The organism is Bradyrhizobium sp. Kon10, assembly GCF_055807395.1.
On record NZ_JBVVOZ010000008.1, the window covers coordinates 134,186 to 150,911 of the forward strand.

General features: G+C 63.3%; 14 protein-coding genes. 6 read left to right on the forward strand and 8 right to left on the reverse strand.

Annotated features, from left to right (window positions below; genetic code table 11):
- Positions 1–128: 128 nt before the first annotated feature.
- On the forward strand, positions 129–1,346 hold the full coding sequence (locus AC0L2O_RS14220) for an OpgC domain-containing protein (protein WP_473370160.1): 1,218 nt from the start codon (positions 129–131) through the stop codon (positions 1,344–1,346).
- A 42-nt stretch (positions 1,347–1,388) separates the two neighbouring features.
- Positions 1,389–1,877 carry a DUF2059 domain-containing protein gene (locus AC0L2O_RS14225; RefSeq protein ID WP_473370161.1) on the forward strand — a complete coding sequence of 163 codons (489 nt, stop codon included), beginning with the start codon at positions 1,389–1,391 and terminating at the stop codon, positions 1,875–1,877.
- Between the two features lie 9 nt (positions 1,878–1,886).
- On the opposite strand, the gene AC0L2O_RS14230 is transcribed toward AC0L2O_RS14225, so the two are convergent.
- The 5 genes from AC0L2O_RS14230 to AC0L2O_RS14250 form a co-directional block, all read right to left on the reverse strand.
- A complete protein-coding gene (locus AC0L2O_RS14230) occupies positions 1,887–3,383 on the reverse strand; it encodes a sugar ABC transporter ATP-binding protein (RefSeq protein WP_473370162.1) in 1,497 nt (498 codons plus the stop codon).
- Entirely contained in the window at positions 3,380–4,477 is a 1,098-nt protein-coding gene (locus AC0L2O_RS14235; protein ID WP_369720712.1) for a hypothetical protein, read from the reverse strand. Before AC0L2O_RS14235 ends, AC0L2O_RS14230 begins: the two co-directional genes overlap by 4 nt.
- Entirely contained in the window at positions 4,474–6,597 is a 2,124-nt protein-coding gene (locus AC0L2O_RS14240) for an ABC transporter permease (RefSeq protein WP_473370163.1), read from the reverse strand. Before AC0L2O_RS14240 ends, AC0L2O_RS14235 begins: the two co-directional genes overlap by 4 nt.
- Positions 6,598–6,676: 79 nt before the next feature.
- Complete coding sequence (locus AC0L2O_RS14245) at positions 6,677–7,693, reverse strand: sugar ABC transporter substrate-binding protein (RefSeq protein ID WP_369720714.1); 1,017 nt, start codon at positions 7,691–7,693, stop codon at positions 6,677–6,679.
- A 36-nt stretch (positions 7,694–7,729) separates the two neighbouring features.
- Positions 7,730–8,701 carry an ABC transporter permease gene (locus tag AC0L2O_RS14250; protein WP_369720715.1) on the reverse strand — a complete coding sequence of 324 codons (972 nt, stop codon included), beginning with the start codon at positions 8,699–8,701 and terminating at the stop codon, positions 7,730–7,732.
- A 599-nt stretch (positions 8,702–9,300) separates the two neighbouring features.
- Between AC0L2O_RS14250 and AC0L2O_RS14255 the strand changes: the two genes are divergently transcribed.
- Positions 9,301–10,902, forward strand: coding sequence for an acyl-CoA synthetase (locus AC0L2O_RS14255; protein ID WP_473370222.1), 1,602 nt, complete (start codon positions 9,301–9,303; stop codon positions 10,900–10,902).
- 165 nt (positions 10,903–11,067) lie between these two features.
- Here the strand turns inward: AC0L2O_RS14255 and AC0L2O_RS14260 are convergent, their stop codons facing one another.
- The gene (locus AC0L2O_RS14260; protein WP_473370223.1) at positions 11,068–12,267 is read right to left on the reverse strand and encodes an MFS transporter; all 1,200 of its coding nucleotides are present in this window, start codon (positions 12,265–12,267) and stop codon (positions 11,068–11,070) included.
- Positions 12,268–12,449: 182 nt separating this feature from the next.
- On the opposite strand from AC0L2O_RS14260, the gene AC0L2O_RS14265 reads away from it, so the two are divergent.
- The 3 genes from AC0L2O_RS14265 (at position 12,450) to AC0L2O_RS14275 (ending at position 15,394) form a co-directional block, all read left to right on the forward strand.
- Positions 12,450–13,253, forward strand: coding sequence for an MBL fold metallo-hydrolase (locus AC0L2O_RS14265; protein ID WP_473370164.1), 804 nt, complete (start codon positions 12,450–12,452; stop codon positions 13,251–13,253).
- Positions 13,254–13,414: 161 nt separating this feature from the next.
- Positions 13,415–14,431 (forward strand): alpha/beta fold hydrolase, encoded by a 1,017-nt coding sequence (locus tag AC0L2O_RS14270; protein WP_473370165.1) that lies wholly within the window; start codon positions 13,415–13,417, stop codon positions 14,429–14,431.
- Between the two features lie 15 nt (positions 14,432–14,446).
- A complete protein-coding gene (locus AC0L2O_RS14275; protein WP_369720718.1) occupies positions 14,447–15,394 on the forward strand; it encodes a fatty acid desaturase in 948 nt (315 codons plus the stop codon).
- A 56-nt stretch (positions 15,395–15,450) separates the two neighbouring features.
- Here AC0L2O_RS14275 and AC0L2O_RS14280 read toward each other — a convergent pair whose 3' ends face one another.
- Both AC0L2O_RS14280 and AC0L2O_RS14285 read right to left on the reverse strand, forming a co-directional pair.
- Positions 15,451–15,681 (reverse strand): hypothetical protein, encoded by a 231-nt coding sequence (locus tag AC0L2O_RS14280; protein ID WP_369720719.1) that lies wholly within the window; start codon positions 15,679–15,681, stop codon positions 15,451–15,453.
- A 247-nt stretch (positions 15,682–15,928) separates the two neighbouring features.
- Positions 15,929–16,714 (reverse strand): enoyl-CoA hydratase/isomerase family protein, encoded by a 786-nt coding sequence (locus AC0L2O_RS14285; RefSeq protein ID WP_473370166.1) that lies wholly within the window; start codon positions 16,712–16,714, stop codon positions 15,929–15,931.
- Positions 16,715–16,726 lie beyond the last annotated feature (12 nt).

Consider the following 16,726-nt stretch of genomic DNA (forward strand, 5'->3'; position numbering starts at 1 on the left):
TTGCACGCACGCCAAGGTGGGCTACCGTTGCCACTGGCCGTAGGGTCAGGTGATTTTTGATTTAAGTTTTTTAGCATCCGATTTTGCCGGCGCCGCGACGGCGCCCGCCCACCGAATGAGGCGGGGTCATGATCACACGGGACCAGTCAGCACTGTTGGCGCCGGTCGAGCGCGACCTGCGGCTCGATCTGTTCCGCGGCATCGGGCTGTGGATGATCTTTCTCGATCACATCCCGCACGACGTCGTAGCCTGGCTGACGCTGCGCAATTACGGCTTCAGCGACGCCGCCGAGTTTTTCGTCTTCATCTCCGGTTATCTCGTCGGCTGGATCTACGGGCCGATCATCGCCGGCGGTTGGTTTGTCGCCGCGCTCAAGCGGCTGTGGCGGCGCGCCGCCGAAATGTACGTCGCCCACATCATGCTGTTCCTGCTGTTCACGGCGCAGATCGCGCGCACCGCGCGGCGCTTCGACAATCCCATGTACGAGCACGAGTTCAACGTGTTCAATTTCCTGGCGCATCCGGACGAGTTGATCGGGCAGGCGATCCTGCTGAAATACAAGCCGGTCAATCTCGACGTGCTGCCGCTCTACATCACGCTGGTGTTCGCCGCGCCCTTCATCGTCTGGTGCCTGGTGCGCCGGCCGAGCCTGACGCTCGCGGCGTCCGTGGTGCTCTACGTGCTGTCGCGCTGGTTCGACTGGAACCTCGCGTCCTATCCGCCCGGCACGACCTGGTACTTCAACCCGTTCTGCTGGCAGCTGATGTTCGTGTTCGCCGCCTGGTGCGGCATCGGCCAGATCGACAGGATCGGCAAATGGGTCTGGTCGGCACCGGCGATGCTGATCGCCGCGGGCTGGCTCGTCTTCGCCCTTCTGATCGTGATGACCTGGCACGTCCCTGCGCTCGAGGCGCTGATCCCGAAATGGATGATCAAGGCGATCTACCCGATCGACAAGACCGATCTCGACATGCTGCGCTTCACGCACTTCCTGGCGCTGGCATTATGGACCACTCATTTCGTCTCGCGCAAATGGAAGGCGCTGCATACGGCATGGCTGCGTCCCGTGATCCTCTGCGGCCAGCATTCGCTGCCGATCTTCTGTCTCGGCGTGTTCCTGTCATTCTCCGCGCATTGGATCTTGACGCAATATACCAAGGGCGCGTGGGAGCAGCTCGCCGTCTCCCTTGCCGGCATCGTCATCATGATCGGCGCTGCGTGGCTGCTTGATCGTGCCAAGCGGGTGCCGAACCTGTTTGTGAAGGTGACCGAGGTCGAGGAACCCGAGACCGCCGTCGAGATCGCTCCCGTCGCGACCGGCACGGTGGCGCCTGCGAGCCGCTGAACCCGTCGCCTACCCCTTGGCCTGCTTTTCGTGGAGAAGTCCATGTCCAGACGTTTGTTGACGATCGCCGGCATTCTTCTGCTCCTCGTCTGCGGAGCATCCGCCGAGACGCCGTCGCCCGAGGCGATGAATGCGGCGCGCAAGCTCGTGGTCACGCTGAGGATAGCGGATCAGTACCGCGCGTTGCTGCCGCAGCTTCTGCTCAAGCTGCGGCCCGTGGTGGCGCAGGACAGGCCGGAGATCGAGCACGACTATGACGCGATGACCGCGCCGGGCGCCGAGATCTACGCCCCGTTCTTTGCTTCGATCATCGACCAGATCGCGGCCGTCTATGCCGCGAGCTTCACCCTGGATGAGCTGCGCCAGATCGAGGCGTTCTATGCCCAGCCGACCGGCCGGAAGCTGTTGGAGAAGTCGGATGCACTGGCTCAAGCCAGCGTCCAGATCGGCCAGGACGTCAGCCAGAAGGCCACTGAGGAACTGAAGCAGCGCCTGGTCGAGGCGCTGCGCCAGAAGGGCCACAAGCTGTAGGTGGCGCCTCTAGTGGATCGCCGCGTACATGATCTTCTCCTCCGTCGCCTCGAGCGCTGAAAACTCTTCCACGACCTTGCCCTGGCGCGACACCAGGATGCGGTCGGACAGCGCCATGATCTCGGGCAGGTAGGATGAGATGACCACGACCGCCTTGCCGTCGTCGGCGAGCCGGTTGATCAGCTCGTGGATCTCGACGATGGCCCCGACGTCGACGCCGCGGGTCGGCTCGTCGAAGATGATCAGGTCGGGCTCCTGCACCAGCGATTTGGCGATCACGACCTTCTGCTGGTTGCCGCCTGATAGCTCGACCACCTTGCCGTTGTCGCCGATCGCGCGAACGTTCAGCCGTTCGATCCAGGTCCTGCCGACCGCCTCGGCTTCTCGCCGCGACAACATCATGCGTCCCTTGGAAAACTTCGACAGCAGGCCAAGGTAAATGTTGCGCGCGATCGAGGATGTTTCGAAAAAGCCCTCGACCTTGCGGTCTTCGGTGACATAGGCGATCCCGGCCTTGATCGCCGGCGCCGGCACCCGGTAGCGCACCGGCTTGTCGTGCAGCAGGATCTCTCCGCCATGGAAGAAGTCGCGCTTCAGGACGCCGGCGACGATCTTGAACGTCTCGGTACGGCCCGCTCCGACGAGGCCGAACACTCCGGTGATCTGCCCTGCGAACACCGACAGCGAATTGTTCTTCACCATCGGCGCCATCTTCAGGTTCTGCACCGTCAGCACACGCGCGCCGGCCGGCCGCACGGTGCTTTTCCTGGATCCGTAGAGAGTGTTGGAGAGGTCGCGTCCGACCATCGCCTGGATGATCGCGGCGCGGTCGAACTTGGCGGCATCGTCGGTCACGACATGCTTGCCGTCGCGCAGGACCGTGATGCGGTCAGCCAGCAACAGGGCTTCTTCCAGCGCATGCGAGATGAAGACGATCGAGACACCGCGCTTCTTGAGGTCGCGGACCAGGTCGAAGAAGTATTTCTTCTCCTCCGGCGTCAGCGACGCCGTCGGTTCGTCGAAGATGATCACCTTGGCGCGGTGCAGGACCGCGCGCGCGATCTCCACCATCTGCTTCTTGGCAGCGCCGAGGCCGCTCACAGTCGCGGTCGGCGTGACGTCGAAATTGAGCGATTGCAGGAACTGCTGCGCGGCGATGTAAATGCCGCGCAGCCGGTTGTAAAACTTCTCCTGTCCGAGAAAGAGATTCTGCGCCACCGTCATGGTCGGCACCAGGCTGTTCTCCTGAAACACCATCGCGATGCCGAGATTGCGCGCTTCCAGCGGCGTCTTCAGCGCGACCTCCGCGCCGTCGATCGTCATGGCGCCCGACGTCAGCGTCACCACGCCCGCCATCACCTTGGTCAGGGTCGACTTGCCCGCGCCATTCTCGCCGACCAGCGCATGAATCTCGCCGCGGCGGAGCTCGAAATCGACCGCCTCAATGGCGGGTACGCCGGCGTAGAGCTTGGTGGCCTTGCGCAGAGAGAGCACGACGTCGCTCATGAGCAAAACTCCTCGGCAAGGCCGGCCAGCGGCAGCCTGAGAACCCGGCCCGGCCCCTTTGCGATCAGGACGAGGTCGTCGCCCATCTCGATCGCCGCAACGATGCCGTGGTTGGCACCGTCGACGCGGCTGTGCAGCGAATAGAGCGGCTGGCCTTCCGCATCGAGGCGGATGACGAGGCCATAGGAGCGCGGCGGCGCCCATGGCTTGATCACGCCCATGGTCTTGATGTGCGCGCCCTGCATCGGCTCCTTGAACGAGATGCCGGAGCGCAGGCGCGGCGCAACCCAGTACGCCGGGTCAATCTCCGCCATCATCCGACGCCGATAAGCGGGCTCGCGCAACACGAACTCGACGAGCTGTGTACGTGCTGTGAAAGCAGTGAGCCAATAGCCGCCGCCCGAGGCCTTTGTCAGTCGCGACGGATAAACGGGAAGGTGAGCGAGCACGATCCGCGGCGACGCGCCCGGCGTCAAAAAAACGAGGCGGTGGCGCCAGCTCTCGCTGACCAGCACGCCGTTGTCATGTGCGCAGGCGCCGAAGGCGTAACCAAGTCCCTGGGCCAGTCGCGTTACGGTCTTGTTCCGGGGATCCAGCCGGAACACGCGGCCGGTCCGGTTCATCTCCATCAGGTCGCGCGCCCAATCGTCCACGCTGCATGTCGCTGAGCCGTCTGTCGCAATGAGGGTGTTGTCCTCCGCCAGCGCGAGCGCATTGATCGCGTTGAACGCCGCATCGGCAAACGACACACTCGGTTGCTCAGCCGATGGGCTTGCGTAAAGCCGCACCTCGCGTCCGCCGAGCGCGACGGCGAGGCCGCCGCCGGGCAGCGCGCATAGTGCCGTGATCGACCGCTCGAAGGCGCGCACCTCCGATGCGGATCCGGCGTTCAGGCACATCAGCCGCTGTCCGTTGGCGACGAAGAGGTTGTGGCCGTCGGTGGCGAGGTCTTCCGGCGCCTCGCAGGTCAGCAAGGTCTCGGCCGATTCCAGCTTCTGGTTAGGCTTCAGCGCGCCGTCGAAGGAGGGCACGGTGATGGTGGCATCGCCGCGCCCGAGAAAGCGGTTGGCGAACTCTTTGACAGCCGCGATCACGATAGCTTCCCCCACCGCTTGTCATACTGAACGAAGTTCGCATCGGCGTTTTCGAGCTTGTAGCGGCCGATCCGGTTGTTGGCGATGCCGCCGAGATAGAGATAGCCGCGGTGTTCGCGCATCGAGGTGATCATCGGATGGTTTTCGCCGCGCAGGTCCCAGAACGATTCGAGAATCTTGCCCTGCTCGTTGAATTTGACCACGCAGCCGGTATTAATGTTGGGGAATAGCCATTCGTCGACCGGCACCCGCTTGGCCATGCGGCGCCGGAACCCGGGCATCTTCCAGGCGAGGTCGAGCGAGGGGCTGCGCATGCCGACCAGCGCCAGCCAGTAATTGCCGTCCGAGGCGAGATTGATGTTGTCAGGATAACCTGGGAGGTTGTCCATCACCATCTCGACCGTGCCCTTCTTCGGTCCCGCGAACCAATAGCGCTTGATCGAGCAACCGAACGTCTCGGCGAACAGGATCGACTGGCCGTCACTGGCGACGCAGATGCCGTTGGGGAATTTCAGGCCGCGCAACTCGGTTCGTGTCGCACCGGTCTTGGTGTCGTAGGAAATGATGCGCCCGTTGCCGCGCGCTTCCAGTCCGTCGATCGGCCATTCGTCCATCTCGTAGCGGACGGTCGCTTCGGAGAAGAAGATGAGGCCGTCGTCGGTGATGTCGAGGTCGTCGGCGAGCCTCAGGCGGCTGTCGTCGTTGACCGAACGCATGCTGCGGTTGGTTTCGTCGGTCGCCTTTTCCACCGTGCCGTCCGGCTTGATGCGATAAAGTCCCATGCCGCCGATACAGATGTAGAGGTTGTCCTGGCGATCGAACGCCATGCCGAGCGGCTGGCCACCGATATGGGCGAACACCTCCATGGTCTGATAGTCGGGCGCGAGAAAGCGGATGATGTCGCCGTGACGCGACCCCGCATAGAGATTGTCGTGGCGATCGAGGATGACATCCTCCGGTGCCTCGATGCGGCCAAGGCCGATCAGCTCGACATCGCGCAGCTTGTCGTTCTGCTCGAACGGGCCGCCATGGCCAATTTCGGTCGACGGTGGTGGCGGCAGGGCGTGATAGGTCGGCGCCACGTAGACCTTGCTGATGATGCGCGTGCGGTTCTTCTGCCAGCGGATATCCACCATCGCCGCGACGAGCAGGATGCCGGCCAGCGCCATCCGGTTGACGCCGCCGCGGGCGTTCATGGTCGTGAGGCCATTGGTGATCAGGAGCACGATCAGCACCCCGACGGCCGATTTGGCAACCGAGCCCTTGCCGCCGCCGAGCGTGATGCCGCCCAGGACGGTCGCGGTCAGCACGATCACCTCTAGCCCGACGCCGATGTCGCCACCGACGGTTCCGAGCCGAGATGCGAAGAACAGCGCACCGATGCTGGTCAGCACGCCGCTGGCGACGTAGCAGAACGCGATGGTGCGACGCACGGGAATGCCGGAGTTGTACGCGGAACGGCGCGAGCCGCCGATCGCGGTGATGTGCCAGCCCGGGCGTAGCCGGGTCAGGAAGATATGGCCGAAGACGGCGATCACGACATAGGCGAGCGCTACGGTCGGAACGCCGAAGACGCTGCCGCCGCCGAGAAAATCCCAGGACGGGATGTCGGGGAAGGCCGACGCGATCGCATTGGAATAGCGCTGGATCAGGAGGTCGTAGGCGGAACGGTAGATGATCAGCGTGATCAGCGTGGTGATGAATGCGCGCAGCCGCAGGTATCCGACCAGGATGCCGTTGACGGCGCCGAGCAGTGCACCGCAGAGCAGCGTGGCGGCCACCACGGCCGGCACCGGCCAGCCCAGCACGTCGAGCAAATAGAGCGCGCAGAAATCAGTCAGCGCGAAGATCGAGCCAACAGACAGATCGATGCCGCCGACGATGACGACCAGCGCCAGGCCGAGCGCGATGAAGCCAATCTCTCCGGCCTGCCGCGCCGTGTCGGCGAGGCTCGCCGGCGACAGGAAGTTATCGATGGATCGGCTGAGCGCGAAGCCGATGATCAGGAGCAGGATCACCGGAATGGCCGTCTCGGTCCATCGCTTGGACAGGATTTCGCCGAGCAGATGATCGGGCCAGTAGCGGTAACGCAGGCTTGTCAGGGTGTCGCGCATCGGCATTCCAGGACCTTGCAAATTTCGGGAGCAAGCGTCCCGGACCTGTGATGGCCCGGGACGTCTGGGTCTGGCGTCGCGACAATTATTTCTTCAGGTCGCTGAGATTCCAGCAGGTCGTCTGGCTGTCGGCGTTCTCCTTGGTGATCGGAATCAGCGTGGTGTATTCCGAGCCCTTGATCGACCCGGGCTTGGCGCCCGACGACAGCAGCCATTTGATCGTGCCGGCCATCTGCGCTGCCTGGGTCGGCACGTCGTAGCTCATGTCGAGATCGAACGCGCCGGACTTCACCAGTTCGCAGGCGCCCTTGCGCTCTCCGCCACCCGAGGTGGTGACGAACACCTTGCCCGTGAGGCCGGCTTCCTTGACGGCCGCGGCGGTGCCGATGTCCATGCCGTCCCAGAAGCCGACGATGCCGCAGAGATCGGGATTTTGCTTCAGGACCGTTTGCGTGATGGCCTTGGCTTTGGCCGCATCCCAATCGGCGGCCTGGCTGGACACCACCTTGATCTCGGGATGCTTGGCGAGCACGTTCTCGACGCCCTTCAGCGTATAGGCGCTCGCGGCGGCCGACAGCGCCCCCTGGATGATCGCGATCTTGTTGGACTTGCCCTCGCAGGCCTTGACCACGCCTTCGGTCTGCCGTTCGCCGATTTCGACCCAGTTGGCGCCGACGAAAGCGGAGCTCCGATAGGCCGAGCCCATGTTGATCTGGATGACGTAGATGCCTTCGTTCTCGGCGCGTTGCAGCAATTTGGCGTAGGTCTGCACGTCCGGATTGTGAACCACCATCACCGCCGGCTTCTCCGAGATCAGCGAGGTGACGGCTTGCGCGCCGGCGTTGGTGTTCCAGTTGGCATCGCGGATCACGAACTTGACGCCGAACGGCTCGAGCTCCTTCTTCAGCCCGGCATACCAGCCCTCGGTGAGGTCGAAGTTCATGGCGACTGGGACGTAGGCCACGGTCTTGCCGGCCAGCGCTTCCTTGAACGGCTTCTGGAACGGCTCGTCCAGGCCTTGCTGGGCAAGAGCCGGTGCAGTCATTGCCGCGAGAGCCAATGTGGCAACGATCGCCTTTGTCGGGCTACCAAAATGTTTCATTACTTCCTCCTTGGTTATGGTTGTCGTTCTTGTCGTTCAGATGTCGCCTTGTTGTGCCGTTTCTTCGTTGCGCGGATTCAGGAAGGAGTCCGTGATGACAGCCAGCAGCAGAACCACGCCCTTGATGAGATTTTGTCCGGCGTAGGAGATATCCATAATGGTCATGCCGTTGAGCATCGTGCCGATCAGCAGCGTGCCGATGACGACGTTGAGCACGCCGCCGCGACCGCCGGACAGGCCGATGCCGCCCAGCACCACGACCAGGATCACGTCGTAGATCAGCGTCGAGTTGAACACCCGGGTCGGCATCGAATTGACGGATGCGGCCATCACGAGGCCGGCGAAGCATCCGATCAGCGCTGCGACGACATATTGCAGGACGATGATCGGACGCGACGGGATGCCGGTGACGCGCGCGGCATAGGGGTTATCGCCGATCGCGTAGATATAGGCGCCCCACCGCGTCTGGCGCAGCAGGAAGGCGACGACGACGCAGGCGATCGCAAACATCACGATCGACGTTGGGATGCCGAGAATGGTGCCCTGTCCGAGGCGCTCGAAACCGTCCATGCCCGAGCTCCATTGCACGACGTCGAGCTGAAACAATGCGGCTTGCCCAAGTCCGGCCAGCAGCAGGCCGGTTGCGAGCGTCGCAAACAGCGAGGGCACCTCGGCATAGGCGATCAGCCAACCGTTGACGAGGCCGAACGCGATCGTGAGGATCACGGCGGTCAGAAGCGAGGCCGGCAGCGAGTGACCGTTCTGCACCATTTGCAAGACGAGCCCCGGGGGCACCGCGAGCGCCGCGATCAGCGAGATGTCGATGCCGCGTCCGATCACGACGATCGCCATGGCAAGGCCGAGGATGCCGAGCACCGCCACGTTCTGGAGCAGCGTTAGCATATTGTCCGCAGTCAGAAAGCCGTTCAGGAAAATCGAGAACACGAGGAAGAGCAGCGCGAAGACGGCGAAGACGATCTCTTGCTGATTGAATCGAATGCGCGTCATGACCGGGTCTTTCCTGCGGGCTATGGATGCGGCATGTGCAGCGCGCACGGCGTTCGGCGCGGCCGACCTCGCGGTCCCGCGGTCGCGGCTTGATGCTCATGCTTGAGTGCGGCGAAAGGCAGATTCCGCAGGCGGATCGAGGCGTGACGACGTGCCAGAATGCGCGGGCACAGCGCTTCTGTCGAGAACGTATTCGTCCACGTTCGTCGGCGCGCGAGATCCACGCTGCCTCCCAAAATTCCTCCCGGACCGTTTGGCGTTATTATCGATCCAGGCGTGGGCTTTGCGCCCTTGTCGTTATTCCTAGCGCAGAGCGTGGCAGTCGGGAAAGGGGGCAGGCCAGATTTTCTGAGGGCGCGCTCGCTCGTTTTTCCGCGCCATGCAATGTCGTGGAGCTTTCCCGCAACGGGAGACCGGTCCGTAGGGTCGCTCTCTCAAACGGTCAATTCTTGCGTCATGGCGTCGCCGTCCAGGCCCATTTGACGCCGCCGGTGGCGCCGACTAGCCTTTTGGGCAAACGCGAGGACGCGTCAAGATGCAAGAGCCGGTCGAGCATCGAGGGTGACACTCACGTGAATTAGGAGTCCGGGGGAATGGACATGTCGAGCGACATCGCAGCCACTATCTCGAAAGCGCGCGAGCATTCCATCGGCGATCTCCTGCGCCGCGCAGGCAGCCGCGAGCCAGGCAAGCTTGCCGTAAGCTGCGGCAGCGTGAGCTGGACCTTTGCCGAGATGGACGCGATCTGCAACCGACTCGGGCGCGGCCTGCTCGGTCTCGGTGTGACGAAGGGCGACCGCCTCGCCGTACTCTCGCGCAACTCGCATGCCTTTGCGGCACTGCGCTTTGCCGCAGCGCGGATCGGCGCGGTGCTGGTGCCGATCAACTTCATGCTCAATCCGGACGAGATCAATTTCATCCTGAAGAGCTCGGGCGCAAAGCTGCTCGCGGTCGGTCCTGACTTCGTCGAAGCGGCGCGCGCCGCAAGCGCCAATGAAAAGCTGATCTGGCTGCCGGGCGAGGATCCGGCCTCGGCGCCCGCGGGCCTCACCACGTTCGACGATCTCCTCAGCCCCGACGGCTCGTTTCTGGAGGCGTCCGTCGACAGCCGAGATCTCGCACAGATCGTCTACACCAGCGGTACGGAATCGCTGCCCAAGGGTGCGATGCTGACCCATGAAGCCGTGATGTGGCAATATGTCAGCTGCATCGTCGACGGCGGCATGAGCGTGGACGACAAAGTCCTCCACGCGCTGCCGCTCTATCATTGTGCCCAGCTCGACGTCTTCCTGGGGCCGCAGATCTACCTCGGCGCCTCCGGCGTGATCACGGGCAAGCCGGGCGCCGACAACATCCTGGCGCTGATCCAGGCGCACAAGATCACCTCCTTCTTCGCGCCGCCGACGATCTGGATCGCGATGCTGCGCTCGCCGAACTTCGACAAGACCGACCTCTCGACGCTGCAGAAGGGTTATTACGGCGCATCGATCATGCCGGTGGAAGTGCTGCGGGAACTGCAGCGCCGCCTGCCGAAGGTCAAGTTCTGGAATTTCTACGGCCAGACCGAGACCGCGCCGCTGGCCACCGTGCTGCGCCCGGAAGACCAGCTCCGCAAGGCCGGCTCGGCCGGCAAGCCGGTGCTCAATGTCGAAACCCGCGTGGTCAACACGGCGATGCAGGACGTCAAGGTCGGCGAAGTCGGTGAGATCGTACACCGCTCGCCGCATCTGTTGTCCGGCTATTACAACGATCCCGTGAAGACCGCGGCCGCGTTCGCCGGCGGCTGGTTTCACTCCGGCGATCTCGCTACGGTCGACGAAGAGGGCCACATCACCGTGGTCGACCGCGTCAAGGACATGATCAAAACCGGCGGCGAGAACGTCGCGAGCCGCGAGGTCGAGGAGATGGTCTATCGCATCCCTGCGGTCTCGGAAGTTGCCGTCGTCGGCCTGCCTGATCCGCGCTGGATCGAGGCCGTCACCGCCATCGTCGTGGTCAAGACCGGCGAGACGCTGGATCAGGCGGCCGTCATCAAGCATTGCGCCGGCCAGATGGCACATTTCAAGGTGCCCAAGCGCGTCATCTTCGTCGACAGCCTGCCGAAGAACCCGAGCGGCAAGCTGCTGAAGCGCGAGCTGCGCCAGCGCTTCCTCGGCGCCGAGACGCTCGACAAGGCGGTCCAGAAGAACTCTGGGAGGTGATGTGCGAGACAGCGCTCTACAACTTGCTTGCGGCAGCATGAAGTGACGCGGCATCCCCATCGTCATTGCGAGCGTAGCGAAGCAATCCAGAGTGCCTCCGTGGTGAACGTCTGGATTGCTTCGCTGCGCTCGCAACGACGGAGAGGCCGGAGGCTCTGCTCGTCTCTAATACTTCTTCACCGCCGCTCCGAACGCCAGCCACAGCGCTATTGACGCCACCCCGAAGCCTCCGAGCAGGAGGAAGGTCGGGCTGTAGCCGATCCATTGCGCGATCCAGCCGCCGAGTGCGGGGCTGAGGCTTGCACCGACGCCTTGTACGGTAATGACCGCGCCCTGGCCGAGATTGATGCGGCCGGTACCGTTGAGCGAGCGTGCGACCATGCCGGGAACGGCGACCGTCTGAAGTCCGGTGCCGATGCCGTCGAGCACCTGCATCGGCACGACGCCCCACCATCCCGTAACGAAGAACGCGAGCACGCCGCGGATGGGCAGCATCATGAAGGAAACCAGGATCACCGGCCAATAGTTGCGCTTGCCCGCGACCTGCATGCCGATGATCGATGTCGCGATCATCACGCCCTGTGCGATTACGACCGTTGTCGCCACGAAGCTCGGACCGTTGGCTTGCGCCTGGGCCACCGCCGCGAGACCGTAGAGCGGCACGATCGCGGCATTGCCGAGATGGAAGATCGCAAGCGCGAGCGCCAGCACCAGCAAGGGCTTGTGCTTAAACAGGATGGACAGGCCGCTGGGCGGACTGTCGGGGTCATCTTCCTTGCCACCGCGCGCGGCGCGATCGTCGATCGACTTCGCCGGGATCATCAGCACGCAGGCGACCGCGATGGCGCCGAATATCGCGGCCAGAACGAACACGATGACATAGCCGAATTTATAGCCGAGATAGCCCGATAGCGCCGCGCCGACCATATTGCCGGCGTGGTTGAAGGCCTGGTTGCGGCCGTTCAGCGCATTGAAGCCCTTCTGCTTGGCGATGCCGAGGGTGATGCCGGTCACCGCCGGTACGATCGCGGCGCTCGCCAGCGATTGCGCGACTTGCGAGAACGTCACCGCCCAGAAATTCTGCGAGATCAGGATGATTGCGGACGCAAGCACCACGCAAATGCCGGGGATGACGACCCAGAGCCGCTTGTTGCGGCTGGAATCGATGAAGCCGCCGATGGGCGTCGTGACCAGCATGCCCGCGACATTGCCGATCGTCATGGCGGTGCCGATCAATCCGCTCGCCCAGCCGCGCTCCTGGAGGAACACGCCGACAAAGGGCCCGATGCCCGACTGCATATCGGCCATGAAGAAGTTGACTGCAAAAAGGGGCCAAAGGCGAGACGGGGAAGGGCGCGATGTCATCAAGATGCTGAAAGTGATGCTGCCATCCGAATGGTCGCTCTTGCGTCGGAAATTGGCGGCCAATTGTGCCGGCACGGACGGGAATCTAACTTAGGCTAACAGCATTGGTTCCGCCCCCCACTTGCGATCGTGCGAGTGCGATGTCACTTCATTCTGTCACGGTCTCATTCTGGATCACGGCCATGCCCCTCTGGACCTGCGAAACCTGCGGCGCGCAATTCCCGGATAGAGGAAAACCGCCTGCCCTGTGTCCGATCTGTGAAGACGAACGGCAATTTGTCGGCTGGAAGGGACAAACCTTCCTCACGCGCGATGCCTTGGCCGAGCGTCACCACCTGGTCTGCCGCGAAGATCTGGGCCTCACGGGAATTGCACTCGAACCCAGTTTTGCCATCGGTCAGCGCGCGCTGCTGGTGCCGCTGGGCGACGGTTACATGATGTGGGATTGCATACCGCTGGCAACGCCGGAGGCGATCGCTCAGGTCCGCTCGCTCGGCGGTCTGAAGGCGATCGCGATCTCGCATCCGCACTATTATGGCGCACTCGCCGACTGGAGCGATGCGTTCGGCGGCGTTCCGGTCTATTTGCACGCGGATGACCGTGAATGGGTGACGCGGCAGCATGCCTCGATCGTCCACTGGACCGGAGATACCCACCGCATCTCCGACGAGGTGTTGTTGCTGCGGACCGGCGGTCATTTCGCCGGCGGCACCATGCTGCATGATGCACTGGGAGCGGACGGCAAGGGTGCACTTCTCACCGGCGACATCGCGCAGGTGACGATGGACCGCCGCTTCGTCAGCTTCATGTACTCCTACCCGAACTACATCCCGCTCAATGCCGCTGCGGTGCGGCGGATCGCGGCCATGGTCGAGCCGCTTGCCTTCGACCGCATCTACGGCGCCTGGTGGGGCCGCAACATCGCCTCGGGTGCCAAGGCCGCGTTCGCGGCATCCGTCGAGCGATATATCGCGGCTATCGCCTGAGCCGCGCGAGGGGCCAGAGTCTGCGTTGCTATCATCAAATAATTGTACTATAAGTACAGTTATTGGACGTGGCGCAACGGTGCGTTTGCTGGTCCGGCATGATCGATGCATCGTTGTTTCGGCGGACGCTTTCCTGGGCCGCGTGAGCGGGAGTTGGATGCATGACGGCCCAGCGCGATTATGAGACATTCGAAGCGGGCAACGTCACGCTTCAATCCGGAACCATCTTCCCCGCGCTGAAGCTGGCCTACAAAACCTTCGGTACGCTGAACCCGGCCAAGAGTAACGTCATCCTCTATCCGACCTCGTTCAGCGCGCAGCACGCGGACACCGAGTGGCTGATCCGGCCGGGCGGCGTGCTCGATCCCGAACGCTACTTCATCATTATCCCGAACCTGTTCGGCAACGGCCTGTCGTCCTCGCCGTCGAATTCCGGCGCGCTGTTCCGGCAGTTCACCTATCACGACGCCATCGCGGTTCAGCACAGGTTGCTCACCGAGCGCTTCGGCCTTGCAAAACTCGCGCTGGTCTATGGCTGGTCGATGGGCGGCATGCAGGCCTATCACTGGGCGGCCCTGCATCCCGACATGGTCGAACGCGCCGCAATCGTGTGCGGCAGCGCGCGTTGCGCGCCGTATAATCACGTCTTCCTCGAAGGCGTGAAGGCCGCGCTGACGGCAGATCCAGCGTTCCGTGACGGCCGCTTCGTCGAAAAGCCCGTCGCGGGTTTTCGCGCGATGGGGCGGGTCTATGCCGGCTGGGCGATGTCGCATACTTTTTACCGCGATGAGGTCTGGCGCGAGGCGGGCTTTGCGTCGCTGGAGGACTATCTCGTCCGCGCCTGGGACTCGACCTTTGCCCGCCGCGACGCCGACGATCTGCTGGCGCAGATCGGCATCTGGCAGAACGGCGACATCAGCCGCTGTCGCATCTTCGACGGCAATCTCGATCGCGCGCTGGCCGCCATCAAGGCGCACGTGCTGCTGATGCCGGGTGCGACCGACCGTTATTTCGACGTCCGCGACAACGAGGCCGAGCTCGGAAAGCTGGTCAACGCGAAATCTGCGGTGCTGCACCCGATCCCGTCGTTGCACGGTCATCGTGCCGGCAACCCCGTCAACAATCCGCGTGACCAGGCCTTTATCAAGGCCGAGATCGCAGAGCTTCTCAGCAAGTAGGACAGGCAATCAATCATGAGCGACGCTAGCCTTTCAGAGACGGCCCATCGCCTGAAGCCGCTGACCCCGGCGATGCTGCGCGAATTGTCGGCTCGCTCCAACCTCAGGGGAGCCGCGCAAAGCCTCATCCATTACGGCTTGATCGTGCTGGTCGGCGCATTGATCTGGAAGGTCGTTTCCAGTTACGGCGTGCTCTGGGCGCTGCCGCTGGTCTCAGTGCAGGGCTATCTCGTCGCTTTCCTGTTCATGGCGGTGCACGAGACCGCGCACAAGACCGCCTTCAAAAGCCGCGGGCTCAATCTCGCGGTCGGCTACCTCTCGGGTTTCATCATCGGCTTGCCCTACGAATATTACTGCCTGTTTCACTGGGACCATCATCGCTATACCCAGGACCTGGACAAGGATCCGGAGCTTATCGTCGGCGTGAAACCAAAGTCCGATGCGCAGCTCGCGATCGCCTTTAGCGGCCTGCTCCAGGTTGTCGGCCGGCTCTGGCTGATGCTCGGCCATGCCGTCAGCGGCAAGGTTGTCGTGCCCTGGATCCCCGAGACCAGGCGAGCCACCATCGTCACCGAGGCGCGCGCCTATCTCGGATTTTATGTGCTGCTGCTCGCGCTCTCGCTGTGGTTCGCCTCGGCACTGCTGCTCTGGGTCTGGATCGGACCGCTGATCATAGGACAATTCTTCCTGCGGCCCTACCTCTACGCCGAGCACACCGGCTGCGAGCGCACCCGCAGTGCCTTCGAAAACACCCGCACGACCTACACCGGCGCGATCGTCAAATGGTTGGCGTGGAACATGCCCTATCACGTCGAGCACCACGCCTATCCCTCGATCCCGTTTCACGCGCTGCCAAAATTGAATGAGATCGTCGACGGCGAGATCGTCTATCGCGGCCGCGGCTACATCGCCACGACGCGCGAAACCTGGGCCTGGTTTCGCAGGCAGCGGCAGGCTGGTTAACTCAACGCAAAACCCCGATCGCGAGGCGATCGGGGTTTTGTCGTGGTGTCCTGATCTCAGTAGATCCCGTAGCCGCAGACATTCACGACGCGCACGCGTGCGCCGTGGCGGGTCTGGATGACGCGCTCCTGATAGCAGTTGCCGACGCCGGTGTTGACGTAAAGGCCGCCAAAGCCCCAGCCGGGACCCCAGTGATGGAAGCCATGGGCCGAGGCAGCGGTGGGGGCGAGAGCGGCGACGCCGAGCGAGCCGGCAGCGATCAGACCAAGTGCAAATTTGCGAAACATATTCATTCTCCAGTGTGGCGCGGGGCCGTTGTTGTGTCCCTGCATGTCGGTCGAGCCGAGGCGTGAACGCGTTCATGCCGCGGGCGGAGAATCGTGTTTCAGGATTATTTCGTCGGACGCGGCAAAGCGCCTCGCCATTAGGTTTTTCGCGACGCGCCCCTCAATGGTGGGGCAAGTGCAAGCGAAGTCCCCGGGCCTCGCGCCTTGTCCGGGACGACCGGGAGATGAGGCGCGTGAACCACTGCTTTCAAAACCTTGGCGCTCGCTTCTCCGCAAACGCCTTGATGCCTTCCTTGATCTCGTCGCCGCGCATGCTGTCGCGGTGGCGTTGGTCGGCGGCTTGCTCATCGAGCTCGCCGCGGGCGAATTCGTTGATCGCGCGCTTCATGCCGCGCATCGCCTGTGGCGCGTTGCCCGCGACGATGTTGGCGAGCTTGTCGACCTCCTCGTCCAAAAATTCCATCGCGACCATGGCAGTGAGATAGCCGATGCGTAGCATTTCCGGTGCGCTGATCCTCTGCGCGGTGAGGAACAGCTTCTTCGCGTTGTCGACGCCGAGCCGTGTGACGTAGCGTTTGATGCCGCTCCTGTAGTAGTGCAGCCCGAGCCGCGCCGCCGGCATGAACATCTCGGCGCTGTCGACACCGATGCGGAAATCGCAGGCGAGCGCGAGGTCGGTCGAGCCGCCATAGACGCCGCCATTAAGCCGGCAGATCGTCGGCACGCCAAGATCCTCGAGCCGGTTGACGATCACCTCGAACGCCGAGCCCGCGCTCTGCTCTTCCTTGGCGCTGACCGCACGTTCGGCGACCGAGTTGAGGTCGTAGCCCGCGGAGAAGGCACGTCCGGTGCCGGTCAGCACCAGCACGCGGATCGCCGGATCAGCCTCGATGCGGTCGAACAGATTGACAAGCTCGCCGAGATCTTCCGCCTGCAGCCGGTTGAGATGCCTTGGCCGGTTGAGGCGGATGGTGGCACGCGGGCCATCGATTTCGAGCACGGGCGGGCTTGCCCCGTCGGCCATGTCCGACATTCTCGTCTCCAT

What these genes read in the sequence shown, in the direction of transcription:
- AC0L2O_RS14245 (WP_369720714.1), bottom strand. Translation starts at nt 7,693, where the DNA reads ATGAAACATTTTGGTAGCCCGACAAAGGCGATCGTTGCCACATTGGCT.
- AC0L2O_RS14240 (WP_473370163.1), bottom strand. Translation starts at nt 6,597, where the DNA reads ATGCCGATGCGCGACACCCTGACAAGCCTGCGTTACCGCTACTGGCCC.
- AC0L2O_RS14260 (WP_473370223.1), bottom strand. Translation starts at nt 12,267, where the DNA reads ATGACATCGCGCCCTTCCCCGTCTCGCCTTTGGCCCCTTTTTGCAGTC.
- AC0L2O_RS14285 (WP_473370166.1), bottom strand. Translation starts at nt 16,714, where the DNA reads ATGTCGGACATGGCCGACGGGGCAAGCCCGCCCGTGCTCGAAATCGAT.
- AC0L2O_RS14275 (WP_369720718.1), top strand. Translation starts at nt 14,447, where the DNA reads ATGAGCGACGCTAGCCTTTCAGAGACGGCCCATCGCCTGAAGCCGCTG.
- AC0L2O_RS14220 (WP_473370160.1), top strand. Translation starts at nt 129, where the DNA reads ATGATCACACGGGACCAGTCAGCACTGTTGGCGCCGGTCGAGCGCGAC.
- AC0L2O_RS14280 (WP_369720719.1), bottom strand. Translation starts at nt 15,681, where the DNA reads ATGTTTCGCAAATTTGCACTTGGTCTGATCGCTGCCGGCTCGCTCGGC.
- AC0L2O_RS14270 (WP_473370165.1), top strand. Translation starts at nt 13,415, where the DNA reads ATGACGGCCCAGCGCGATTATGAGACATTCGAAGCGGGCAACGTCACG.
- AC0L2O_RS14255 (WP_473370222.1), top strand. Translation starts at nt 9,301, where the DNA reads ATGTCGAGCGACATCGCAGCCACTATCTCGAAAGCGCGCGAGCATTCC.
- AC0L2O_RS14250 (WP_369720715.1), bottom strand. Translation starts at nt 8,701, where the DNA reads ATGACGCGCATTCGATTCAATCAGCAAGAGATCGTCTTCGCCGTCTTC.
- AC0L2O_RS14230 (WP_473370162.1), bottom strand. Translation starts at nt 3,383, where the DNA reads ATGAGCGACGTCGTGCTCTCTCTGCGCAAGGCCACCAAGCTCTACGCC.
- AC0L2O_RS14225 (WP_473370161.1), top strand. Translation starts at nt 1,389, where the DNA reads ATGTCCAGACGTTTGTTGACGATCGCCGGCATTCTTCTGCTCCTCGTC.
- AC0L2O_RS14265 (WP_473370164.1), top strand. Translation starts at nt 12,450, where the DNA reads ATGCCCCTCTGGACCTGCGAAACCTGCGGCGCGCAATTCCCGGATAGA.